The sequence below is a fragment of the Bailinhaonella thermotolerans genome (assembly GCF_003594875.1).
Classification (GTDB): domain Bacteria; phylum Actinomycetota; class Actinomycetes; order Streptosporangiales; family Streptosporangiaceae; genus Bailinhaonella; species Bailinhaonella thermotolerans.
Genome location: NZ_QZEY01000028.1, coordinates 1 through 18495, shown reverse-complemented (window position 1 = coordinate 18495; position 18495 = coordinate 1). Strand labels below are relative to the sequence as shown.

At 68.7% G+C, this 18495-nt stretch carries 21 protein-coding genes and 1 pseudogene; 14 read left to right on the top strand and 8 right to left on the bottom strand.

Going from position 1 to position 18495, the window contains the following annotated elements:
* Positions 1–21: 21 nt before the first annotated feature.
* A complete protein-coding gene (locus D5H75_RS38730; RefSeq protein ID WP_242454762.1) occupies positions 22–867 on the top strand; it encodes an FMN-dependent NADH-azoreductase in 846 nt (281 codons plus the stop codon).
* Positions 864–1184 (top strand): DMT family transporter, encoded by a 321-nt coding sequence (locus D5H75_RS38725; RefSeq protein WP_119931609.1) that lies wholly within the window; start codon positions 864–866, stop codon positions 1182–1184. The genes D5H75_RS38730 and D5H75_RS38725 overlap by 4 nt, the downstream gene beginning before the upstream one ends.
* A gap of 15 nt (positions 1185–1199) precedes the next feature.
* On the opposite strand, the gene D5H75_RS38720 is transcribed toward D5H75_RS38725, so the two are convergent.
* Entirely contained in the window at positions 1200–1640 is a 441-nt protein-coding gene (locus tag D5H75_RS38720) for a GNAT family N-acetyltransferase (RefSeq protein WP_119931608.1), read from the bottom strand.
* A gap of 246 nt (positions 1641–1886) precedes the next feature.
* On the opposite strand from D5H75_RS38720, the gene D5H75_RS38715 reads away from it, so the two are divergent.
* From D5H75_RS38715 to D5H75_RS38700, 4 genes are all read left to right on the top strand, one after another.
* The gene (locus D5H75_RS38715) at positions 1887–2756 is read left to right on the top strand and encodes a Gfo/Idh/MocA family protein (RefSeq protein ID WP_119931607.1); all 870 of its coding nucleotides are present in this window, start codon (positions 1887–1889) and stop codon (positions 2754–2756) included.
* A gap of 104 nt (positions 2757–2860) precedes the next feature.
* Positions 2861–3235 (top strand): GNAT family N-acetyltransferase, encoded by a 375-nt coding sequence (locus D5H75_RS38710; RefSeq protein ID WP_119931606.1) that lies wholly within the window; start codon positions 2861–2863, stop codon positions 3233–3235.
* Positions 3236–3948: 713 nt separating this feature from the next.
* The gene (locus tag D5H75_RS38705) at positions 3949–4758 is read left to right on the top strand and encodes a DUF6551 family protein (RefSeq protein ID WP_119931605.1); all 810 of its coding nucleotides are present in this window, start codon (positions 3949–3951) and stop codon (positions 4756–4758) included.
* A 280-nt stretch (positions 4759–5038) separates the two neighbouring features.
* A complete protein-coding gene (locus D5H75_RS38700; protein ID WP_119931604.1) occupies positions 5039–5278 on the top strand; it encodes a hypothetical protein in 240 nt (79 codons plus the stop codon).
* 114 nt (positions 5279–5392) lie between these two features.
* Here D5H75_RS38700 and D5H75_RS38695 read toward each other — a convergent pair whose 3' ends face one another.
* The 3 genes from D5H75_RS38695 to D5H75_RS38685 all read right to left on the bottom strand — a co-directional run bounded on the left by D5H75_RS38695 (position 5393) and on the right by D5H75_RS38685 (position 9120).
* Entirely contained in the window at positions 5393–8290 is a 2898-nt protein-coding gene (locus D5H75_RS38695) for a DEAD/DEAH box helicase (protein ID WP_119931603.1), read from the bottom strand.
* 92 nt (positions 8291–8382) lie between these two features.
* A complete protein-coding gene (locus tag D5H75_RS38690) occupies positions 8383–8628 on the bottom strand; it encodes a hypothetical protein (RefSeq protein ID WP_119931602.1) in 246 nt (81 codons plus the stop codon).
* Between the two features lie 30 nt (positions 8629–8658).
* On the bottom strand, positions 8659–9120 hold the full coding sequence (locus D5H75_RS38685; RefSeq protein WP_119931601.1) for an ATP-binding protein: 462 nt from the start codon (positions 9118–9120) through the stop codon (positions 8659–8661).
* 198 nt (positions 9121–9318) lie between these two features.
* Between D5H75_RS38685 and D5H75_RS38680 the strand changes: the two genes are divergently transcribed.
* Positions 9319–10167, top strand: a complete 849-nt coding sequence (locus D5H75_RS38680; protein ID WP_119931600.1) for a helix-turn-helix domain-containing protein — start codon at positions 9319–9321, stop codon at positions 10165–10167.
* A gap of 7 nt (positions 10168–10174) precedes the next feature.
* Entirely contained in the window at positions 10175–10378 is a 204-nt protein-coding gene (locus D5H75_RS38675) for a DUF397 domain-containing protein (protein ID WP_119931599.1), read from the top strand.
* A 9-nt stretch (positions 10379–10387) separates the two neighbouring features.
* Here D5H75_RS38675 and D5H75_RS38670 read toward each other — a convergent pair whose 3' ends face one another.
* Positions 10388–10597: a hypothetical protein gene (locus D5H75_RS38670; RefSeq protein WP_147425441.1), complete on the bottom strand. Its 210-nt coding sequence runs from the start codon at positions 10595–10597 to the stop codon at positions 10388–10390.
* Positions 10598–11129: 532 nt separating this feature from the next.
* On the opposite strand from D5H75_RS38670, the gene D5H75_RS38665 reads away from it, so the two are divergent.
* From D5H75_RS38665 to D5H75_RS38650, 4 genes are all read left to right on the top strand, one after another.
* The gene (locus D5H75_RS38665; protein WP_242454768.1) at positions 11130–12224 is read left to right on the top strand and encodes an NAD(P)-dependent alcohol dehydrogenase; all 1095 of its coding nucleotides are present in this window, start codon (positions 11130–11132) and stop codon (positions 12222–12224) included.
* A gap of 243 nt (positions 12225–12467) precedes the next feature.
* Complete coding sequence (locus tag D5H75_RS38660; RefSeq protein WP_242454761.1) at positions 12468–13871, top strand: aldehyde dehydrogenase family protein; 1404 nt, start codon at positions 12468–12470, stop codon at positions 13869–13871.
* A 48-nt stretch (positions 13872–13919) separates the two neighbouring features.
* Positions 13920–15158 (top strand): cytochrome P450, encoded by a 1239-nt coding sequence (locus tag D5H75_RS38655; protein WP_119931596.1) that lies wholly within the window; start codon positions 13920–13922, stop codon positions 15156–15158.
* Between the two features lie 341 nt (positions 15159–15499).
* The gene (locus D5H75_RS38650; RefSeq protein WP_119931595.1) at positions 15500–15700 is read left to right on the top strand and encodes a hypothetical protein; all 201 of its coding nucleotides are present in this window, start codon (positions 15500–15502) and stop codon (positions 15698–15700) included.
* A gap of 126 nt (positions 15701–15826) precedes the next feature.
* On the opposite strand, the gene D5H75_RS38645 is transcribed toward D5H75_RS38650, so the two are convergent.
* Complete coding sequence (locus tag D5H75_RS38645; protein ID WP_119931656.1) at positions 15827–16471, bottom strand: TetR/AcrR family transcriptional regulator; 645 nt, start codon at positions 16469–16471, stop codon at positions 15827–15829.
* On the opposite strand from D5H75_RS38645, the pseudogene D5H75_RS44725 reads away from it, so the two are divergent.
* Positions 16413–16610 (top strand): annotated as a pseudogene (locus tag D5H75_RS44725) (hypothetical protein); the annotation flags it as partial. The gene D5H75_RS38645 and the pseudogene D5H75_RS44725 overlap by 59 nt on opposite strands.
* Positions 16611–16783: 173 nt before the next feature.
* On the top strand, positions 16784–17299 hold the full coding sequence (locus tag D5H75_RS42440; protein ID WP_202638941.1) for a zinc-binding dehydrogenase: 516 nt from the start codon (positions 16784–16786) through the stop codon (positions 17297–17299).
* 173 nt (positions 17300–17472) lie between these two features.
* On the opposite strand, the gene D5H75_RS38635 is transcribed toward D5H75_RS42440, so the two are convergent.
* Together D5H75_RS38635 and D5H75_RS42435 are read right to left on the bottom strand one after the other, a co-directional pair.
* Positions 17473–18093: a DUF4291 domain-containing protein gene (locus D5H75_RS38635; RefSeq protein WP_119931594.1), complete on the bottom strand. Its 621-nt coding sequence runs from the start codon at positions 18091–18093 to the stop codon at positions 17473–17475.
* Between the two features lie 141 nt (positions 18094–18234).
* The coding region (locus tag D5H75_RS42435; RefSeq protein WP_202638940.1) for a hypothetical protein at positions 18235–18495 on the bottom strand (261 nt) is incomplete at its 5' end.

Genomic DNA, 18495 nt, shown 5'->3' with positions numbered 1-18495 from the left:
GCCCGTCGCCAAGTGGACACCGTGTCCGCTTACCTGTCCGTGGAGGTCCTCCCGATGGCCCGCCTGCTCCATCTCGACGCCTCGGCCCGCCGTACGTCGTTCTCCCGCGCCCTGTCCGCCGAGGTCGCCGCCGCCTGGCGCGCGGCGACGCCGGGGGGCGAGTACGTGTACCGCGACCTGGCGGCCGACCCCGTTCCGCACATGGGCGAGGCGTTCACCGAGCTGGTCTATTACACGCTCGAACACAACATCACCGACATATCCCGATACGGGGAGGCGGTGCGCACGCCGGAACAGGCCGCGGCCTGGGCGATCGCCGAGCCGCTGCTCGCCGAGCTGGCCGCCGCCGACGGGATCGTCATCGGCACCCCGATGTACAACTTCTCGATCCCGTCCACCCTGAAGTCCTGGATCGACCACGTCACGTTCCCGAAGATGTCCCTGCGCGGCCGCGCGTTCGTCGTCGCCGGCGCCCGGGGCGGCGCGTACGGCCCGGGCACGCCGCGCGAGCCGTACGACCACGAGGAGCGCTACCTGCGCGCCTTCTTCGAGGGCCACTTCGACGTGGAGGACGTGGAGTTCGTCCACACCGAGCTCACGAACGCCCTCCTCGACCCGGCCCTCGCCCGCCGCCTGCCGGAACACGAGCGCTCCCGCGCCGCGGCCCTGGCCCGCGCCCGCGAGCTGGGAGCCGCCCTGGCCCGCCGTACGGCGCCGGCCGGGTCCGCGGACTCCGCCGGGGTCAGCCCAGGCGTGAGCCGTACGGCGGACGCGAACGGCCCGGCGGGCGGCACCGCGGACGCGAACGGCTCGGCGGGCGGCACCGCGGACGCGGCGGGCGCGCGGGAAGCGGGGGCGGGGCGATGAGCTGGGTGCTGCTGATCCTGGCCGGGCTGGTGGAGGTGGCCTGGTCGCAGAGCATCAAGCCGACGCAGGGGTTCACCCGCCCGATCCCGACCGTGATCTGCTTCGTCCTGGCGACGGTCGCCGTGTGGCTGCTGTCCAAGTCGATGCAGACGCTGCCGGTCGGGACGGCGTACGCGGTGTTCACCGGCATCGGCGCGGTGGGCGCGATCGGCCTGGGCGTGGTGCTGAACGACGACCCGATGACCGTCGGCCGGGCCGCCGCGCTGGCGCTGATCGTCGGCGGGATCGTGCTGGCCCGCGTCACCAGCCCCGGGTGAGGACCCGGGGTCCGGTCACAGCTCGATCTGGTAGCGGATGAACCCCCGGTAGTCGGCCACCTTGTCGTACAGGATCCGCGCGGTCGCGTTCGACTCGTGGGTGTTCCAGTAGACGCGGGAGCATCCCCGCTCCCGCGCCCGCTCCGTCACCGCCGTGATCAGCGCCCGGGCGACCCCTCTCCCCCGCGCCTCGGGCGCCGTGAACAGGTCCTGGAGGTAGCAGACCTCGGTCTCCGGCGCCGACGTGCTCCCGTGGAACAGGTAGTGGGTGATCCCGGCGAGCCGCCCGTCCACCCGGGCCCCCAGCGCGTGCAGCCGCGTGCCCTCCCGGAACGCCCGCCACGCCGCGTCGTACATCTCGTCCGGCTCGCTGCGCTCGTAGAAGTCGATGTAGCCCCGGAAGAGCCTCTCCCACTCCGCCCGGTCCTCCGCCTCCAGGCCGCCCACACTGATCACACCGGCACTCCCGTCTCGCACACGCCACTTCGGCCCGGCCCGCCCGGCCGGTCGTCCGCCGCCCGGGGCCCGGCGCGGCGGACCACCGACGCTAGGGCCGGAGTGGCCCCTCCCCCATGGCCACTTCCGCCCCGGAGGACACGACCACTTGGCCGTCCGGGCGCCGCCGTACGGCAAGATCGTCGGGGATGGATCGCCAACCGATAGGCTTTCCAGGGACTTTGTGGAGATTTGCGAGGTAGCAGCATGGAACGACAGGGAGCGCCGGTCTCGGTAGGGCTGGTGGGCGCGGGCCCGTGGGCCGAGATGGTCCACGCCCCCACGCTGGCGGCCTCGCCGGACACGCGCCTGGCCGGCGTCTGGGCCCGCCGCCCGGAGGCGGCCGCCCGCCTCGGCGCCCCGGTGTACGAGCGCGTCGAGGACCTGTTCGACAACTGCGAGGCGGTCGCGTTCGCCGTGCCGCCCGCGGTCCAGGCCGACCTCGCCTTCCAGGCGGCCAAGGCCGGCAAGGCGCTCCTCCTGGAGAAGCCGCTGGCCGCCGACCTGGAATCGGCCCGCCGCCTGGCCGACGCGATCGCGACCGCCGGCGTCCCGTCCCAGATGGTCCTGAGCTGGCGCTACGCCGACGCGACCCGGGCCTTCCTCGACCGCGCGGCCGGGCTCCGCCCGTTCGGCGGCCACGCCTCCTTCATCGCCAACGGCCTGCTGGGCGGTCCCTTCGCCACCCCGTGGCGGCTGGAGCGGGGCGCCATCCTGGACCTCGGCCCCCACATGATCGACCTCATGGAGGCCGCCCTCGGCCGGGTGGTGTCGGTCCAGGCCCACGGCGACCCGCTGGCCTGGTGCGGCCTCCTCCTGAACCACGAGACGGGCGCGTCCAGCGAGATCTCCCTCTGCATGACCGCGCGGGGCGACCTGCCCCCGGTCTCGGTGGCCGTCTACGGCGAAGAGGGCAACGCCACCTTCACCGACGCCCCGGCCCCCGAGACGTTCTCCAACATGGTCACCGAATTCGCCGCGACGGTGAGGCGGGGCGGCGGCCACCCCCTCGACGCCGCCCACGGCCTCCATCTCCAGGAACTGATCACCCAGGCGGAGTCCCAGCTATCGCCCTGACGGAAGGCCGACCCCTGTCATCCCAGAATCCCATCCCCATCCGCCGGGCCACCCAGTCCGACGCCACCCACATCGCCGACATCTTCCTGGCGGCCCGCGCCCAGATGCCTTACCTGCCCGCCCTCTACTCGGAGGACGAGACCAGGTACTGGGTGTCCCAGGTGATGCTCCCCACCCACGAGGTCTACCTGGCCACCCCCAACAACATCCCCCAGGCGTTCGCCGCCCTCAAGGACGACTGGCTGGCCCACCTCTACGTGGCCCCCCACACCCAGTCCCAGGGCCTGGGCACCGCCCTCCTGTCGAAGGCGAAGCAGGCCAGCCCCAAGGGCCTCAACCTCCACGTCTTCCAGGCGAACGCCCGAGCCGTCCACTTCTACGAACGCCAAGGCTTCACCCTGGTAGAACTCCGAGACGCCAAGGCCAACGAAGAAGGTCTCCCCGACGCCCACTACCACTGGCACCCGTCGCTTGGCTAACAGCTCACCTCGTGGGGGTGACTCCTGCCGTACGACCTACCACCAACGACCATTCATGTTGTCCCGCGGCGCGTCTCATCTTCAGCCGCTCCCCACGAACCAAGAATTCGCGTCTACCAAAACCTCGCCGTTACCTCTTTGTGACTATATCAGCATCACCCGGCCGACAAGCCGCCAGCCTGGGCATATCCACAAGAGCAGCACTTCTCAGGATGTTTGAGACCTAAGTTCCAGTTGTAGGCAACTGAGACCATCGCTACCGTATGTGGCACAGGCCTGGAGGTGTTGAGGGCGGACACGGGATGGCCTGCTCACCGAGGAACTTCCTGGCAGGTCACCCGCAATGAGCCTCAAAACTTGGACCTTCTGCAGCACAGTCGTGGCCGCAGCAGCAGGAGCTCTCATCAACCTCGCCACGGAGTGGAAGTACAACCTGATCGTATGGGGTGTCGCAGGCGCAGTGGTGGTGCTATCAGCCTTGATCAATACCGCGCTTGCTCAGGGAAGACAGCATCGATCCGTTGACACCCATCCCCAGCAATCCGACCCCCTGTTTCGATTGGAGGAACGAAACGGAAAGTCTTACCGGACCTGCACAACAGGAAGCGAGGAGGTAGCGAAGGAGTTTCTGAAGCGGTTTCCTCCGCTTTGACACATGTCATGAACCACGGAAGCAGCGCTCCAACCAGCCATAGAGAGGGAGGTCTCATACAATGGCCAAGTCCCGTTTCCAGTACGTTCTTCCAGATCACCGTGTCGAATACGGCGTGGAGGTTGAACTTGACTCACTAAAGATCGACGAGGACGCACAGCGCGGTCTCAACCCGAAGCGCGCTAAGAGCATCGCCGACGGCTTAATCGTCGAGGCACTCGGCTCGATCGTGGTCTCCGAGCGGGCCGACGGTAGCCGGTACGTAGTGGACGGCATGCACCGGACTGAGGCATGCAGGATCCGGGGCTTACACACGATCACGGCTGAGATTCACTACGGCCTCACCCAGCAGCAGGAGGCAACGCTCTTCCTCATCAAGAACAGAGAGTCGGCGAAGGTCAGCACACTGGATGAGTACCGGGTTGGTTTGACCGCAGGGGACGTTCTCTGCGTGAGTGTCGATCGAGTACTCAAAGGCCATGACCTGGGCCTCGGTTCCAGCTCAAGGAATAGCGTGGGTGCAGTCTCGGCCGTTCTCCGCATCACCAAGCAGTACGGCCCGGAGATCCTGGATCGAACCCTAAAGGTGGTTCAGACAGCCTGGGGCAGAGACAAGGAGTCCTGGGACGGAGTGATCCTCGGCGGTGTCGCGATGTTTCTCGGACGTCACGGATCTCAGATCGATGATGATGATCTCGCAAAGCGAATGCTCAAGCGGGGACTGGCTGCGCGATGGCGCTCTGAAGCTCTAACTAGAGCCTCGAACGGGGGCTACAACAACAGCGGCACCGGCTCGCGCGAGAGCCAATGTTACCAAATGGTAAAGGAGAGCTGGAATAAGGGGCGAACGGCCGCTAACCGCATCGACTAATCACTCCCTCGCCGGCGTGGCTAGCCAAATATGGTGCCCAGCACCACATGAGCTGGGAGCCAACACGCCTAGAGCTCCATAAGCTCTCGCGGCTACTCTTAGCTACATACTTTGCCGGCATATTCCTGCTGTGAGATTGATTTAGGCTGCTTAGTGAGGGCCGCGCATCTACGCGCAGCTGGGTTAGGGATTACGCGACAGGCCCACTTCTTGCTGTCCGACTCTTGCACCAACTCTCCCCATCTTCCTTATCAGCACTCCCCTATGGCATAATAAGCAGATGGCTAGGATCAGAGAGTTCCACCGCACCACTCAGGACGCTCGCCCGCACCCTACCGAAGTTGAATGCGGATACCAGAGCGTGCTCACCTCCAACGGCAAGCTGCTACAGCTCAGCACCTACGGCTCCGACAGCCGCCGTTCCGACAAAAAGGTGAGTCAGACCATTCAGCTCGACAAGGAGCGCGCAGAGGAGCTTGTCCGAATCATTAAGGAAGCCTTTCCTGATGTCACAATCTGAACTTCCAATTCATTAAAAGAAGCCAGAAGCGTAAGCCACAATTCGGCTACAGATGAGCTACGAAGCGATGGCGGCGCGGCGGTAGAGGTCTTCGGGCATCTCGCTGTCTAGTTTTCAGGTGATGGCCATGGGGCGGTCGCCGCGGTGTTCTACGTAGTGGGCGGTGCCGTGGAAGACGTAGGGCTCAGGGTGGCGGTACTCGTTCTCCGTCTCGTTTTTGTGGAGGGTTACGAGGAGGATGTCGCAGTTGGTGGACGGGCTCCACGCGACGCCTTCGCGCATGTTGGCGGGGACTCGGCCGCCCAACTGGGCCCAATCCACCGCGGCGAGGATTTCGTCGGCCGAGTAGCGGGCGTTGACTGCCAAGGGGATCTGGGCGAGCGGCTCCGGCAGGGGCTTGGCTATATGGCGCGGGCGCTCTACGCCGTACTTCAAGACCTGGGCGATCTCCTCGCGTATCGCGGGTTCGCCGCGTAGGGCGGCCAATGCTTCGTCGTACGACGCGAAGTCGCCGCCGGTTCGCCAGAAGGAGAAGAACAGCATGCGGGCGAAGGTCTGATCCGTAGGCGACAGGTCAGCGTAGCGCGGGCCGTGGGGGTCCAGAAGGCGCGCGTACGCCTCGGCGCGTTGCCGGTCGTCCACATGGAGAAGGGCGCGGATGCGGCGACCGAGTTCCTGTTCCAAGGGAGAGGGTTCGCCTGACACGGTGCCGCATTGGCGCAGCAGCTTGGTCCAGGAGTTGTTGTTGCGGTAGATGTCGCCGATCTCTCGGCCGTACTCATCCAGGTAGGTGATGAGCGAGGTTTGGCCATGCTCGCGGACTTCGCGGGCGAGGATATCCATCCGGGGGCTGATGTGGGTCTTGAGGTCGCTCAGCAGCCGTTCCTTTGTGACCCGGTCCAGAACGATCTGACAGCCCGACGGCAGGAGTGGAAAGTCGTTGGTGACGTGGTTCGGCAAGCGGCCTGTCGGGATGCCGGTGAGGGCCTTGAATCGGTTGGCGAAGCGGTACTCCTTGCGGTGCTGGCCGACGAAGTCCAGGACGGTCAGCACGTCCTTGTCAGGGGTACGGCGGAGCCCGCGCCCGAGTTGCTGGAGGAAGATCGTTGCACTCTCGGTAGGACGGAGCAGGAGCAAGGTGTTGACGTCGGGGACGTCCAGGCCCTCGTTGAACAGGTCCACCGCGAAGAGGAACTTCACCTCGCCGCTGCGAAGGCCGGCGAGGGCTTCCCGCCGCACGGTGTCGTCCGTGGTTCCATCTACAGCCCGCGAGGGAAGCCCCGCCTCGCTGAAGTACTCCGCCATGAAGCGTGCATGCCGTACGGAGACGCAGAAACCCAGGCCGCGAACGTCGGAGAGGTTGCTCACCTTGTCGCGCAAAGCATTAACGATCAACCTTGCGCGCGCTGTGTCGCCGGTCAACACGTTGTCGAGTTCGGCGCTGTCGTAAGAGCCGCGTGACCACCTGACCCGGGTGAGATCAGTCTCGTCGTTGATGCCGAAGTAGTGGAAGGGGCAGAGCAGGTCCGCGTCGAGCGCATCCCACAGTCGGAGCTCGGAGGCGATGCGCTTGTCGAAGAACTCGTCCTGAACCCACGTACCGTCCGCCCGTTCGGGAGTGGCCGTCAGGCCAAGCAACTCCTTCGGGCGAAGGTGGTCGATAATGCGGCGGTAGGTTGGCGCGGCCGCGTGGTGGAACTCGTCAATGACCACGATGTCGAAGTGCTCGGGGTCAAAGGTCTCGATGCCCATAGATGCGAGCGACTGGACAGAGGCGAACACATGCCGCCAGTGCCGTGAGCGGTCCTCGCCGACATGGAGCTCGCCGAAGTCGGGCACGCTAAGGACCTGCCGATAGGTGCGTAGCGCCTGCGACAGGATCTCGCGTCGGTGTGCGACGAACAGCAGCGACGGTTGGCGGCCAAGCCTCTGCTGAAGGTTGCGGTAGTCGAAAGCGGCAACGACCGTCTTGCCTGTTCCAGTCGCGGCCACCAGAAGGTTGCGGTGCCGATCGTGCACGGTGCGCTGAACGTCGAGGTCTTCGAGCATCTCCCGCTGATGGGGGAATGGATGCGGCACGAGAGCCGGGATATCGAAGAGTCTGTCGCCGGCCTTGGATCGCGACAGCGCCTCGTCGAGCCGATCGACATCGGTGTCCGGGTCGTACGGCTCGAAGCGGGGCTGGTTCCAGTACGAGTCGAAGGTCCCCTCGAACTTGTCGAGCAGTCGTGGAGTAGTGACGGACGACAAGCGCACATTCCACTCGAGTCCATCGAGAAGCGCGGCCCGCGACAAGTTGGAGCTGCCAACGTAGGCCGTGTCGAACCCGGTACGGCGTCGCAGTAACCACGCCTTAGCGTGCAGGCGGGTGGAGTTCTGCTCGTAACTGATGCGCACTTCGGCGCCGAAGTCTCGGACGAGCCGGTCCAGCGCACGCCGCTCCGTCGCGCCCATGTAGGTCGTGGTGATGACGCGGAACGGAACGCCGCGGCGTCGCAGCTCGTCCAGGGACCGTTCAAGTACGCGCAGCCCTGACCACTTCACAAAGGCGCACAGCAGATCCACACGATCCGCGCTCACGAGCTCGGCCGCGAGCTCATGTGCGAGATTGGGATCCTCGCGGGCGTTCGTGAGGAGCGCTGCTTCGGACAGCGACGTCGCTGGCCTGACTGGGGCGGAGGCGCCGGGACCACCCTGCGCGATCGACAGCAGTCTGCTCGGCCCCTCCGCGACCTCGTTGGCGTCGGCGAGTTGGCGCAGCAGGTCGCTTGAGTCAACCAACATACGCAGCACGTCGTTGGCGAGTCCCACTTGCTCTTCAGGGGTCTTCTGTAGGGAGAACGCCCGTGCTGCCGCCTCGCCGACAAAGCGGCCGAGGATGTGTGCGATCTCTTCCTTGTCGATCTCGGAGATCTGAACCAGATGGCCCGACGCCCGCCATGAGGCTGCCCTTCGCTCCAACTCCCTGGTGAGCAGCGAGTCATAGAGACCCAGGATTGGTACGTCCTCCACCGGCCACCCCGTTCGTCGCGCAAGAGATCACTTGCTCTTGATCGCCGGTCAGAGTAGTCCTTAAGTCTGACAAGGACCAGTCATTCCCTCGGTCAACTAGGACCTTCGTAGGAGCTTGGCGCTTCCTTCGGGCCTATGAAGTGGGTATCGCCGACATCGTCAGCGGATGCGTGGCAGTCGATCCAGAACTGGGCGATGCCCGGGGAATTCATGGCCATCAGGAGCTCGGCGAGGGCATCTATCTCGTCGCACGCGAGCTTCGGGGCTATCTCGTAAGCCATCGCGGTATCGCTGAAGGTGTATGTGAAGCGTCTGGCAGTTTCGTCCGGAATGATCATCTTTGTACTGCTTTCGGCTACCTCTTGAACTCAAGCCTCTGCCTCACTTGAGATTTTGAGAGTGAACCAGATGCCGGTGCTCGTGGGCGTGCGGATGAAGCCCCAGGTGGTGGCGAGGGTGTCGAGCATGAACAGGCCGCGGCCGCCTGGGTCTTGGTCTGCGGGTTTGCAAATCAGGGGGATCGTGGTGCCGCCTGCGTCCGTGATGGCTATGAGGGTGCTGGTCTCCGTGGTCTGGGCGGAGATCGAGAAGGATGTGGCGTCTGGTCTCGCGTAGCGGATGGCGTTGGTGGCGATCTCGCTGGTGAGGAGAACCGCGTCGTCGTGGTGGGGGTGGGCCTGGCCGAGGAGGCCGCTGATGAAGGCCCTGGCATTGGTCACCTCGCGCTCCAGGGCGGGGAACTGTCGGATGAGGACGCCGGCCACCTCTTCCGGGTCGACCTCTGCTGTGCGCGCTACGAGGTTGCCCTGCAGGAGCTGGAACGCGTCCATGGCGTCTCCTTCGCCCTAAATGACCTATTGTTGTCGGCCGCTCACTTACCGCGACCAACTCATGGTGCAGCTCCTCCACGCTTCTCGCAACGCCAATGACAGGAATGGCCTAACTCGCAAGTTCTATGTTTGGTGGAGAGGCGACGTCGGGCGGCGGCCGCGTCTACGATCACGTCGGTGACGAAGAGGAGGCACCCGATGGCGGACAGCTATAGCCCCACCGTTCGTCTCCGGCGGCTGGCGGATGAGCTGAAGCGGATGCGCGAGGCGCGGAAGCTCACGATGGAGCAGGTCGCACAACAGCTCGAATGGTCTCGCGGGAAGCTGTCCCGGCTGGAGGCCGGTCTGGCGAAGCGTCCGAGCGTGCATGACGTGCGGCTGCTCTGCGACGTCTACGGCATGCGGGACGAGAGGGTCCGCGAGGCACTGGTGGCTCTGGCGCGAGATGCCAGGAAGCGCGGATGGTGGTCCGCCTACAAGGACGTCCTGACGGGTTCCTTCATCGGGCTGGAGAGCGAGGCTTCGGAGATCCGCACGTTCCAGCCGCTCATCGTTCCCGGGCTCTTGCAGACGCGGGAGTACGCCAGGGAGATGGTGCTGTCGAGCATGGTCGACGACCCGCACGAGGTGGAGCGTCGGGTCGAGGCTCGGATCGAACGGCAGAAGATCCTCGCACGCGACGACGCGCCCCGGATATGGGCGGTGATCGATGAAGCCGCCCTGGCCCGGCCGGTCGGCGGTCCCGACGTATGGCGGGGGCAGTTGCGGCGGCTCATCGAGACGCGCGAGCTGGAACACGTCACGGTGCTCGTCCTGCCGATGGGCGCGGGGCCGCATCCCGGACTGGCCGGTCAGTTCGTGCTGCTGGACTTCCCTGGGGAACTCGATAGGCCGGTGGTGTATCTGGAGACCGCCACCGACAGCCTCTATTTGGAGCAGCCTTCCGAAATCGACCGTTATAGGGTGATGTTCGACCGCCTCTTGGCAATGGCGCTGAGCACCGAAGAGTCGATCGGTCACCTGGAAGGACTGATCGACGGACTGTGAGGGACGGATGGACGAGAGCCGCGAGCGCTGGCGCAAGAGTTCCCGCAGCGTCGGCAGCAACAACGATTGCGTCGAGATCGCCCGGATCGGCGGCCGTATCGCCGTGCGGGACTCCAAGGATCCGGAGGGACCCCGGCTGATGTTCGGAGTCGGGGAGTGGAGGGACTTCTTGGTGACCTTGCGGGGCGAAGGGTCCAGTTCTTCGGGGTAAGGGCTGAACTCAGGGGTCGTCCGGGCGGCGGCGCCCGGCGAAGAGAACGTCTCGGAGGAGGGCGGCCACCGCCACGCCGGCACCTATCGGGATGGCCCAGTCGGGCTCCAGGGCCACGACGACCGTCACCAGGGCTCCGGCGGCGACGATGACCGCGAACCGCTGTCTCGTTCTCCGGCGACGACGTTCACTATGTCCGTCTGAGCTGTGCACGCTCATGGGCACGCCTCCATCGCGCGAACCGGTGCTCGCTGACCTCAACGCTGTCTTGGGCTGCTGCCGCCTGGGCTCCATTATGATCCAGTGCACGTGCATCTGCACGTGCATTTCCCACCTTCGTGCGCTTCCCGTAGGCGCCGCCCTTCGGTCGCCCCAGACCCGAGGCTTGCGGGGAGCGCGAGGGGCGGCAGCCCCTCGCCGGGGCGCAGCCCCAATAGGCGGAGTCTGAGCTTGAACGCGCGAAGCGCTCTCACGCGAAGCCCTTGTTGTCACCCCTGCCGCCTGTTCGGCGTCGGCGGTTGTTCCCTCGGCACGTCGCGTCACCTTGTCCTTTTGGGCGCGTTTGTTCCTCCGGGGCGTTAGGTGCGCCTGCGCCTTGAGGCTTGAGTGCGCTTGCGGCTGGCCGTACGTCTTTCCTTCCAGGGGGTTTGGGGGTCAGGCTGGAAGGGACGGCCGGGTTCGTTGACGGGTACCGAATCTGGTTCTAGTGTCGGCGGCCAGATGGGTCGCCTTTTCTAGGGGGGTCTTCTTGGTGGTCGAGGCCGCTGTTCTGCGGGACGTCGCCGCGCCGTACTCCGTCGAGCGGGTGGAGATGGAGGAGCCGGGGGCCGGGGAGGTGCTCGTCCGGATCGCGGGGGCCGGGATGTGCCATACCGACATGCTGGGGCGGGTGCCGGGGGACCTCGTGGCCAAGCCGGTGATCCTGGGGCATGAGGGGGCCGGGGTCGTCGAGGCCGTGGGGCCCGGGGTCACGGGGGTTCAGGAGGGCGATCACGTCGTGCTCTCGTACGACTCGTGCGGGCGGTGCGGGAACTGCCTGGCCGGGAGCGCGCCGTACTGCGACGAGTTCCTGCTGCGGAACCTGACGGGGCTGGAACTGGACGGGCGGACCCGCGTCACCGACGAGAGCGGGAAGGCCGTGCTCAGCCGGTGGTTCGGGCAGTCGTCGTTCGCCTCGCACTCCCTGGTGGAGGCGCGGAACGCGGTCGTGATCCCCAAGGATCTGCGGCTGGAGACGATGGCGCCGCTCGGGTGCGGGGTGCAGACCGGGGCGGGGTCCGTCCTGGTCGCGCTCAAGGTGGCCGCGGGGTCGAGCATCGCCGTGTTCGGGGCCGGGGCGGTGGGGCTGTCGGCCGTGATGGCGGCCAGGGTGGCGGGGGCCGCGACGATCATCGCCGTCGACCTGCACGAGAAGCGGCTGGAGCTGGCGCGGGAACTCGGGGCCACCCACACGTTCGACGGACGGGACCCCGAGCTGCAGGCGCAGGTGACCGCGGTCACCGGGGGCGGGGCCCACTACTCCTTCGACACGACCGGGGTGCCGGGGGTGATCGCGACCGCGGTGGGCTCGCTGCGGCCGACGGGGGTTTGCGGACTCGTGGCGTTGGGGCAAGGAGACATCGTGCTCGATCCCAATGTGCTGGCCCTCGGACGGACGGTGATGGGGATCTTCGAGGGGAACGCCGTTCCCCGCGTGTTCATCCCCCGGCTCATCGAGTTGTGGCGGCAGGGGCGGATGCCGTTCGACCGGCTCGTGACGACCTACCCGCTCAGCGAGATCAACGCGGCCGAGGCGGCGTCGCACTCCGGCGACGTGATCAAGCCCGTGCTGCTGCCCGGATCCTGACCCGCCCACGCCGTACGGCACCGCGCCCGCCGTACGGCCAAGCCCGAAGCAGACGCCGTACCGGAAAACCGGAAGCCGACGCCGTACCGGAAACCCCGAAGCCGACACCGCGTAACCCCGAAGCCCGAAGCCCGCCGTACGACCGAACCAGCCGCACCACGGAAGCACAGCGTGAAGGAACCGCCGCGGCCCCGTCGCGCGGGCCGGACGCCGCGTCAGCCGTACACAGATCAGGAGGAAGCCGTGGCCGAGCAGACGATGACCATCGGGGGCGAGAGCGTGGCCGCCGACCGGGAGTTCGGGGTCGTGAACCCGGCGACCGGGCAGGTGCACGCGCAGGCGCCGGACTGCTCGCGCGAGCAGCTCGACGCCGCCATGAAGGCCGCCGCCGGGGCCTGGCGCGACTGGCGCAAGGACGAGGCCGGGCGGCGCAAGGCGCTGCACGAGGCCGGCGACCTGCTGATGGCCAAGGCCGGGGAGCTGGCGCCGACGCTGACGATGGAGCAGGGCAAGCCGATCGGCGAGGCGACCTTCGAGATCGTCGGGGCCGGCTACTGGCTGAAGTACTTCGCCGACCTGGAGATCCCCACCGAGGTGATCCGGGACGACGACCAGGCGCGGGTGGAGGTGCGGCGGCGCCCGCTCGGCGTCGTGGCGGCGATCACGCCGTGGAACTACCCGGTCATGCTGGCGGCCTGGAAGATCGCGCCGGCGCTGCTGGCGGGGAACACGATGGTGCTCAAGCCCTCGCCGTACACTCCGCTGTCGTCCCTGGCCATGGGCACGCTGCTGAAGGACGTCCTCCCGGCCGGGGTGCTCAACGTGATCAGCGGCGGCGACGAACTGGGCGCGTGGATGACGTCGCACCCGGTGCCCCGGAAGATCAGCTTCACCGGGTCGGTCGCGACGGGGAAGAAGGTCGCCCAGAGCGCCGCGCCGGACCTGAAGCGCGTCACGCTGGAGCTGGGTGGCAACGACCCGGCGATCCTGCTCGACGACGTGGACCCCGGGGCGGTGGCGGACAAGCTGTTCGCGGCGGCGTTCCAGAACAACGGGCAGGTCTGCTCGGCGATCAAGCGGGTCTACGCCCCGGAGCGGATGTACGACGAGGTCGTGGAGGCGCTGGCGGCCAGGGCGCGGGAGGCCAAGGTCGGCGACGGGATGACCGAGGGCGTGCAGTACGGGCCGATCAACAACAAGCCGCAGTTCGAACGGGTGAGCGAGCTGGTCGCCGACGCGCTCGGGAACGGGGCACGGGCCGTGACCGGCGGCAGGGCGATGGACGGGCCCGGGTACTTCTTCGAGCCCACGATCCTGGCCGGAGCCCGGGACGGGATGCGGATCGTGGACGAGGAGCAGTTCGGGCCCGCGCTGCCGGTGATCGGCTACCGGACCCTGGACGAGGCGCTGGAGCGGGCGAACGCGACCCACTTCGGGCTGTCCGGCTCGGTCTGGAGCGCCGACGCCGACCGCGCGGCCGAGGTCGCCGCGGAGCTGGAGTGCGGTACGGCCTGGGCCAACACGCACCTGGCGCTGCACCCGGGGCAGCCGTTCGGCGGGTTCAAGCACAGCGGCGTCGGCGTCGAGAACGGCACGTGGGGGCTGCTGGGCTTCACCGAGATCCAGGTGGTTCACAGGGCGAGGTGACCCGGTGAGATGATCTTGAGGAGATGACCCCCGGCGAAGGGAAGTCCGATGGCCGCATCCGTTCGTGAGGCGGGCCTGGCGCTCGTCGACCCCACCGCGTACGCCGACGACGAGCGCTTCCACGCCGCGTGCGCCCTGCTGCGCCGCGAGGACCCGGTGCACCGGGTGGACGGGCCCGGGTACCGGCCGTTCTGGGCGATCACCAAGCACGCCGACGTGCTGGAGATCGAGCGGCGGCACGACCTGTTCCTCAACGCGCCGCGCACGCTGCTGATGCCGCAGGCCACCGAGGAGCAGATCGCCGCGTCCGGGATGGCGCTGCGCACGCTGGTGCACATGGACGACCCCGACCACCGGCTGCAGCGGGCGATCGCCGCCGACTGGTTCCGGCCGGCGGCGATGCGCCGCATGGAGGAGCGGATCGGGGTGCTCGCCCGCCGCTACGTGGACCTGATGCTGGAGTACGGCGGGGCGTGCGACTTCGCGGCCGACATCGCCGCGCACTACCCGCTGTACGTGATCATGTCGCTGCTGGGGCTGCCGGAGAGCGACTTCCCGCGCATGCTCCAGCTCACGCAGGAACTGTTCGGCGGCCAGGACCCGGAGCGGCGGCGCGGGGAGACGGCCGAGGAGCAGCTCACGGTGCTCATGGACTTCTTCGCGTACTTCAAGGACCTGACCGGGTCCCGCCGCGCGAACCCCACCGACGACCTGGCCTCCGCGATCGCCAACGCGGTGGTGGACGGCGAGCCGCTCAACGACTTCGACACCGCGTCGTACTACACGATCATCGCCACCGCGGGCCACGACACCACCAGCTCCACGATCGCCGGCGGCCTGCACGCCCTCATGACGTACCCCGACCAGCTCGAACGGCTCCGCGCCGACCTCGGCCTGATGCCGCTCGCGGTGGACGAGATGATCCGCTGGGTCACGCCGGTCAAGGAGTTCATGCGCACGGCGACCGCCGACTACGAGCTGCGCGGGGTCCGCATCGCGCGGGGGGACTCGGTCCTGCTGGCCTACCCCTCCGCCAACCGCGACGAGGAGGTCTTCACCGACCCCTTCACGTTCGACGTGGGCCGCACCCCCAACCGGCACCTGGCCTTCGGCTTCGGCGCCCACTACTGCCTGGGGGCCGCGCTGGCCCGCATGGAGGCCCGCGCCCTCTTCACCGAGCTCCTCCCCCGCCTCCGCGAGATCGAGCCCGCCGGCGACCCCCAGTGGATCGAGACGACCTTCGTCGGCGGCCTCAAGCACCTCCCCATCCGCTACAAGATGCGCTGACCCCCGCGGCACGGCGGGCGTCCAGCGCTCCCCCGCCGGCGAACACCTCCCCGTGGTCTCCACCGGCGGCGCCTGCGGCGTCCTGAGCGTGTCCGGCCCCGAACACGCCTTCGCCCGCGCCCCCGGCTCCTCCGCTCCCCGCCCGCTCCCGCCGTACGGCGGAGCCCGCCGCCTCGGCGCGCGCCGTACGGGCGGGAGGGCGGCGTCGTGTCCGCATCCGGACACCGCTGAGGCGACCCGCGATATTGACGGTGTTCCCGGCCGGAATCTACTGTGCGCTGACCGCCGTGGTCTCGGGCGGGCGAACGTTTCCCCGGCTCACGAGAAGGGAAGTTCGACCCATGCGTCTCGTCGAAATCCTCGCGGACAGGCTGCTCGGCCTGCTGATTCCCGCGATTCGGGCGGAGGCCGCCGTCTGCACCTGGGGCAACACCTGCAAGTGTGTCCCCACGGGCTCCGGGTGGCGGTACAGGTGGCGCTACTGCACATGGCCCGACAACACCAGCACGACCACCTGTGAGTACTACTCCCGCGGCTGCTGACCCGCGATCGCGCTGATCCCGCGGGAGAGCCCCGGGGGAAGGTACGGCGAAGGCCGCGCCCGGCCGACCGGGTGCGGCCTTTCGCACGAGCGTGCGCGGTCGCGGGGCCGTGCCGTACGGCGGGGCTCAGGGCGAGGGGCGGCGGGCGTAGGCGGCGAAGGCGGGCTCCAGGAGGGCGAAGGCGGCGCCGGCGGCCTCGGCGACGCGGGCGGCGACCGTCTCCGCGTCCTCGCCGCGGCTCAGGCCGTGCAGTACGTCGTAGAAGAGCACGCGGTGCGGGGTGAGCAGGTGGGCGGCGGCCAGCCGGGGGCCCGGGTCGCCGCCGGGGGCGCCGGTTTCGCGGGCGAGGGCGGCGGCGAGGGACCGCTCGCGGTCGTCGTGGAGTTCGCGGAGGCGGGCGCGGAGGGCCGGCCCGCTCAAGAGGAGGGCGGCGAACTCCGGGCCGGAGAAGCCCAGCAGCGGGGACCGGGCGTCCAGGAGCGCGAAGAACTCCGACCGCAACGCCGTCAGCGCGGATTCGCCCGCCGCGCGGTCCGCCACCGCGCGCGCGGGGGCGGCGACGAACTCCTCGTGGATGTCCAGCACGAGGTCTTCCTTGCGGGGGAAGTGATTGGTCACCGTCTGCTTGGCCACGCCGGCCGCCGCCGCGATCTCGGCGATCGTGACCCTGTCGTACCCCCGTTCCAGGAAGAGCCGCGTCGCGACATCGGAGATGCCCTGGCGGGTGCGGAGCTTGTTGAGGTCGCGCAGGCGGGGTGTTCCGTCGGTCATCGGGGCGCTCCCGAGGTCAGGCGAGGAGGACGATCCCAGGATGGTGCGCGCCGGCACGGCCGCCGCCACGCGGCCGGGCGGCGAGATGGCCGGGCACGTCGTGGCCGTCGGCCCCGGCGTGGAGGGTTACCGGACCGGCGACCGTGTGGCCGGGATCGTCGAGGATCTGTTCGCCGAACAGGTGCTCGCCGTGCCCGCGCTGATCACCCCGGTGCCCGCGGGCGTGTCGGCCGAGGACGCGCTGACCGTCGTGCGCGGGGCCTGGTCGCGTCGTCGGCCCTCCGCGCCGGCCGCCTCGAAGCCGGGGAGTCCGTGCTGGTCACGGGCGCGGCCAGCGGCAGCGGCCACCTCGCCGTGCAGCTCGCCCGCGCGTTCGGCGCCACGCGCGTGGTCGCCGCCGCCGGCTCCGCGGCCAAGGCGGAGTTCCTGTACGGCCTGGGCGCGGACGAGGTGGTGACCTACGCGGAGCCGTACTCCGGCGAGCCCGTCGACGTCGTGCTCGACGGCGTGGGCGGCGACCTGGTCCAGTGGGGCGTGGACGCCCTGGCCCCCGGCGGCCGCCTGGTCGCCTTCAGCGCCGGCGGCGGCACCGTGGACGCGGGGACCCTCCTCGGGGGTCTCAAGAGCGTGATCGGCTTCTCCGTGGGCGCCGTGGCCCGCACCCGGCCCGACCTCATCGCCGAGCGCCGCGCCGAGCTCTGGCGCCTGCTCGCCGCCGGCGACCTCCGTCCCGCCTGGACCATCTTCCCTCCGGCCGGCCTCGCCACAGCGCTGACCCAGATCGAGACCCGCACCAACCTCGGCCGCCTCCTCCTCGACCTCCGCTGACCGCCCCACCACCCTCCCTCGCGCCCCCTTGCCGTCCGCCTCCGCCGAGCGCCTGCGCCGGCCCCGGCTCGCCGACGGCTTCGACGGCCTGCACGAGGTGGGCCTCGACGGCCGCGGCGGCTTCGCCGTACGGCCGCCGACCGGCTGGACGGCGGCCACCCGGGCGGCGGCGGTCAGGCGGGCGGCGACGGTGCGGCCGTATCGGGGCCGAAGATCTCCGGGAGGCCGGGCGGGTGGGGGTAGGGGCGTTCGGCGGGGAGCAGGGCGGCGATCGCGGCGGCGTCTCCGTCGCGCACGGCCCGCCGTACGGCGTGAGCCGTGTCCGTCACGTCGCGGATGCCGGTCGTCCACTCGCCCACGTAGCGGTGGACGGCCTCGCCGGACAGGCCGATCTGGATGGAGCGGTACGGCAGGGGGCGCAGGTGGACGTCGCGCTCGGGGTCCCACTGGACGCGGACCGGGCTCTCGCGCAGGCGGGCGCGCCAGGCCGCCTGGCCGGAGTGGACCCGGGGGTCGTAGTGGCTCAGACAGGCGTGCGACAACGCCCAGCTCAGGCCCTCGCGGGTGATGTCGATCGCCAGGACGCGTTCCTGACCGGGCTTCCCGGCCCAGCCGCAGCGGTACATCATCCACAGGAACGACGGCTTGATCCAGGTCATGCGCTCGCGCTTGAACGGCGGGACGAAGCGCCCCGCGGCCAGGGCGGCGTCCGCGATCCGCGGCTCGTAGGCCTGGTAGACGGTCACGACCTCCTCGGTGTAGGCGGCGCGGATCTGGCGGTACGGCGTGCTCATCCGCTCACGATCACGGCGGGGCCGCCACCGGGGCAACCGAATTATCCGGGCATGCGAAGACCCCACCCCCGGGTGGTGGGGGTGGGGTCTTGGCCTGCTCTACCGGCCGGGCTGCTCCTGTGAGCGGTCAGGGGCCGCTGGTCAGGAGCGCTTGAACAGGTTGTGGAGCTTCTTGGCGGTGGTGGCGATGACCAGGCCGCCGATGAGGGCGGTGCCGCCCATGGCCGCGGGGACGGCCACCGGCACGTCCTGCGCGGGCTGGGCCGCGGCGGTGCCGGAGCTGGTCTTCTTGTCCTCGACCTTGGCCTTGTCCTGGGTCTTGTCCTGGGCCTTGTCCTTGGCCTTGGCGGCGACGGTCTTGCTGGTGGCGATCTTGGCGGGGTCGCCGAAGCCGACGATCTG

Excerpts from the sequence above, each read along its gene's own strand:
- D5H75_RS38710 (WP_119931606.1), top strand. The coding sequence starts at position 2,861 with ATGCCTTACCTGCCCGCCCTCTACTCGGAGGACGAGACCAGGTACTGG.
- D5H75_RS38670 (WP_147425441.1), bottom strand. The coding sequence starts at position 10,597 with ATGAGCGTGCACAGCTCAGACGGACATAGTGAACGTCGTCGCCGGAGA.
- D5H75_RS38645 (WP_119931656.1), bottom strand. The coding sequence starts at position 16,471 with ATGACCGACGGAACACCCCGCCTGCGCGACCTCAACAAGCTCCGCACC.
- D5H75_RS38655 (WP_119931596.1), top strand. The coding sequence starts at position 13,920 with ATGGCCGCATCCGTTCGTGAGGCGGGCCTGGCGCTCGTCGACCCCACC.
- D5H75_RS38675 (WP_119931599.1), top strand. The coding sequence starts at position 10,175 with ATGGACGAGAGCCGCGAGCGCTGGCGCAAGAGTTCCCGCAGCGTCGGC.
- D5H75_RS38725 (WP_119931609.1), top strand. The coding sequence starts at position 864 with ATGAGCTGGGTGCTGCTGATCCTGGCCGGGCTGGTGGAGGTGGCCTGG.
- D5H75_RS38680 (WP_119931600.1), top strand. The coding sequence starts at position 9,319 with ATGGCGGACAGCTATAGCCCCACCGTTCGTCTCCGGCGGCTGGCGGAT.
- D5H75_RS38705 (WP_119931605.1), top strand. The coding sequence starts at position 3,949 with ATGGCCAAGTCCCGTTTCCAGTACGTTCTTCCAGATCACCGTGTCGAA.
- D5H75_RS38635 (WP_119931594.1), bottom strand. The coding sequence starts at position 18,093 with ATGAGCACGCCGTACCGCCAGATCCGCGCCGCCTACACCGAGGAGGTC.
- D5H75_RS38650 (WP_119931595.1), top strand. The coding sequence starts at position 15,500 with ATGCGTCTCGTCGAAATCCTCGCGGACAGGCTGCTCGGCCTGCTGATT.
- D5H75_RS38690 (WP_119931602.1), bottom strand. The coding sequence starts at position 8,628 with ATGATCATTCCGGACGAAACTGCCAGACGCTTCACATACACCTTCAGC.
- D5H75_RS38685 (WP_119931601.1), bottom strand. The coding sequence starts at position 9,120 with ATGGACGCGTTCCAGCTCCTGCAGGGCAACCTCGTAGCGCGCACAGCA.
- D5H75_RS38715 (WP_119931607.1), top strand. The coding sequence starts at position 1,887 with ATGGAACGACAGGGAGCGCCGGTCTCGGTAGGGCTGGTGGGCGCGGGC.
- D5H75_RS38700 (WP_119931604.1), top strand. The coding sequence starts at position 5,039 with ATGGCTAGGATCAGAGAGTTCCACCGCACCACTCAGGACGCTCGCCCG.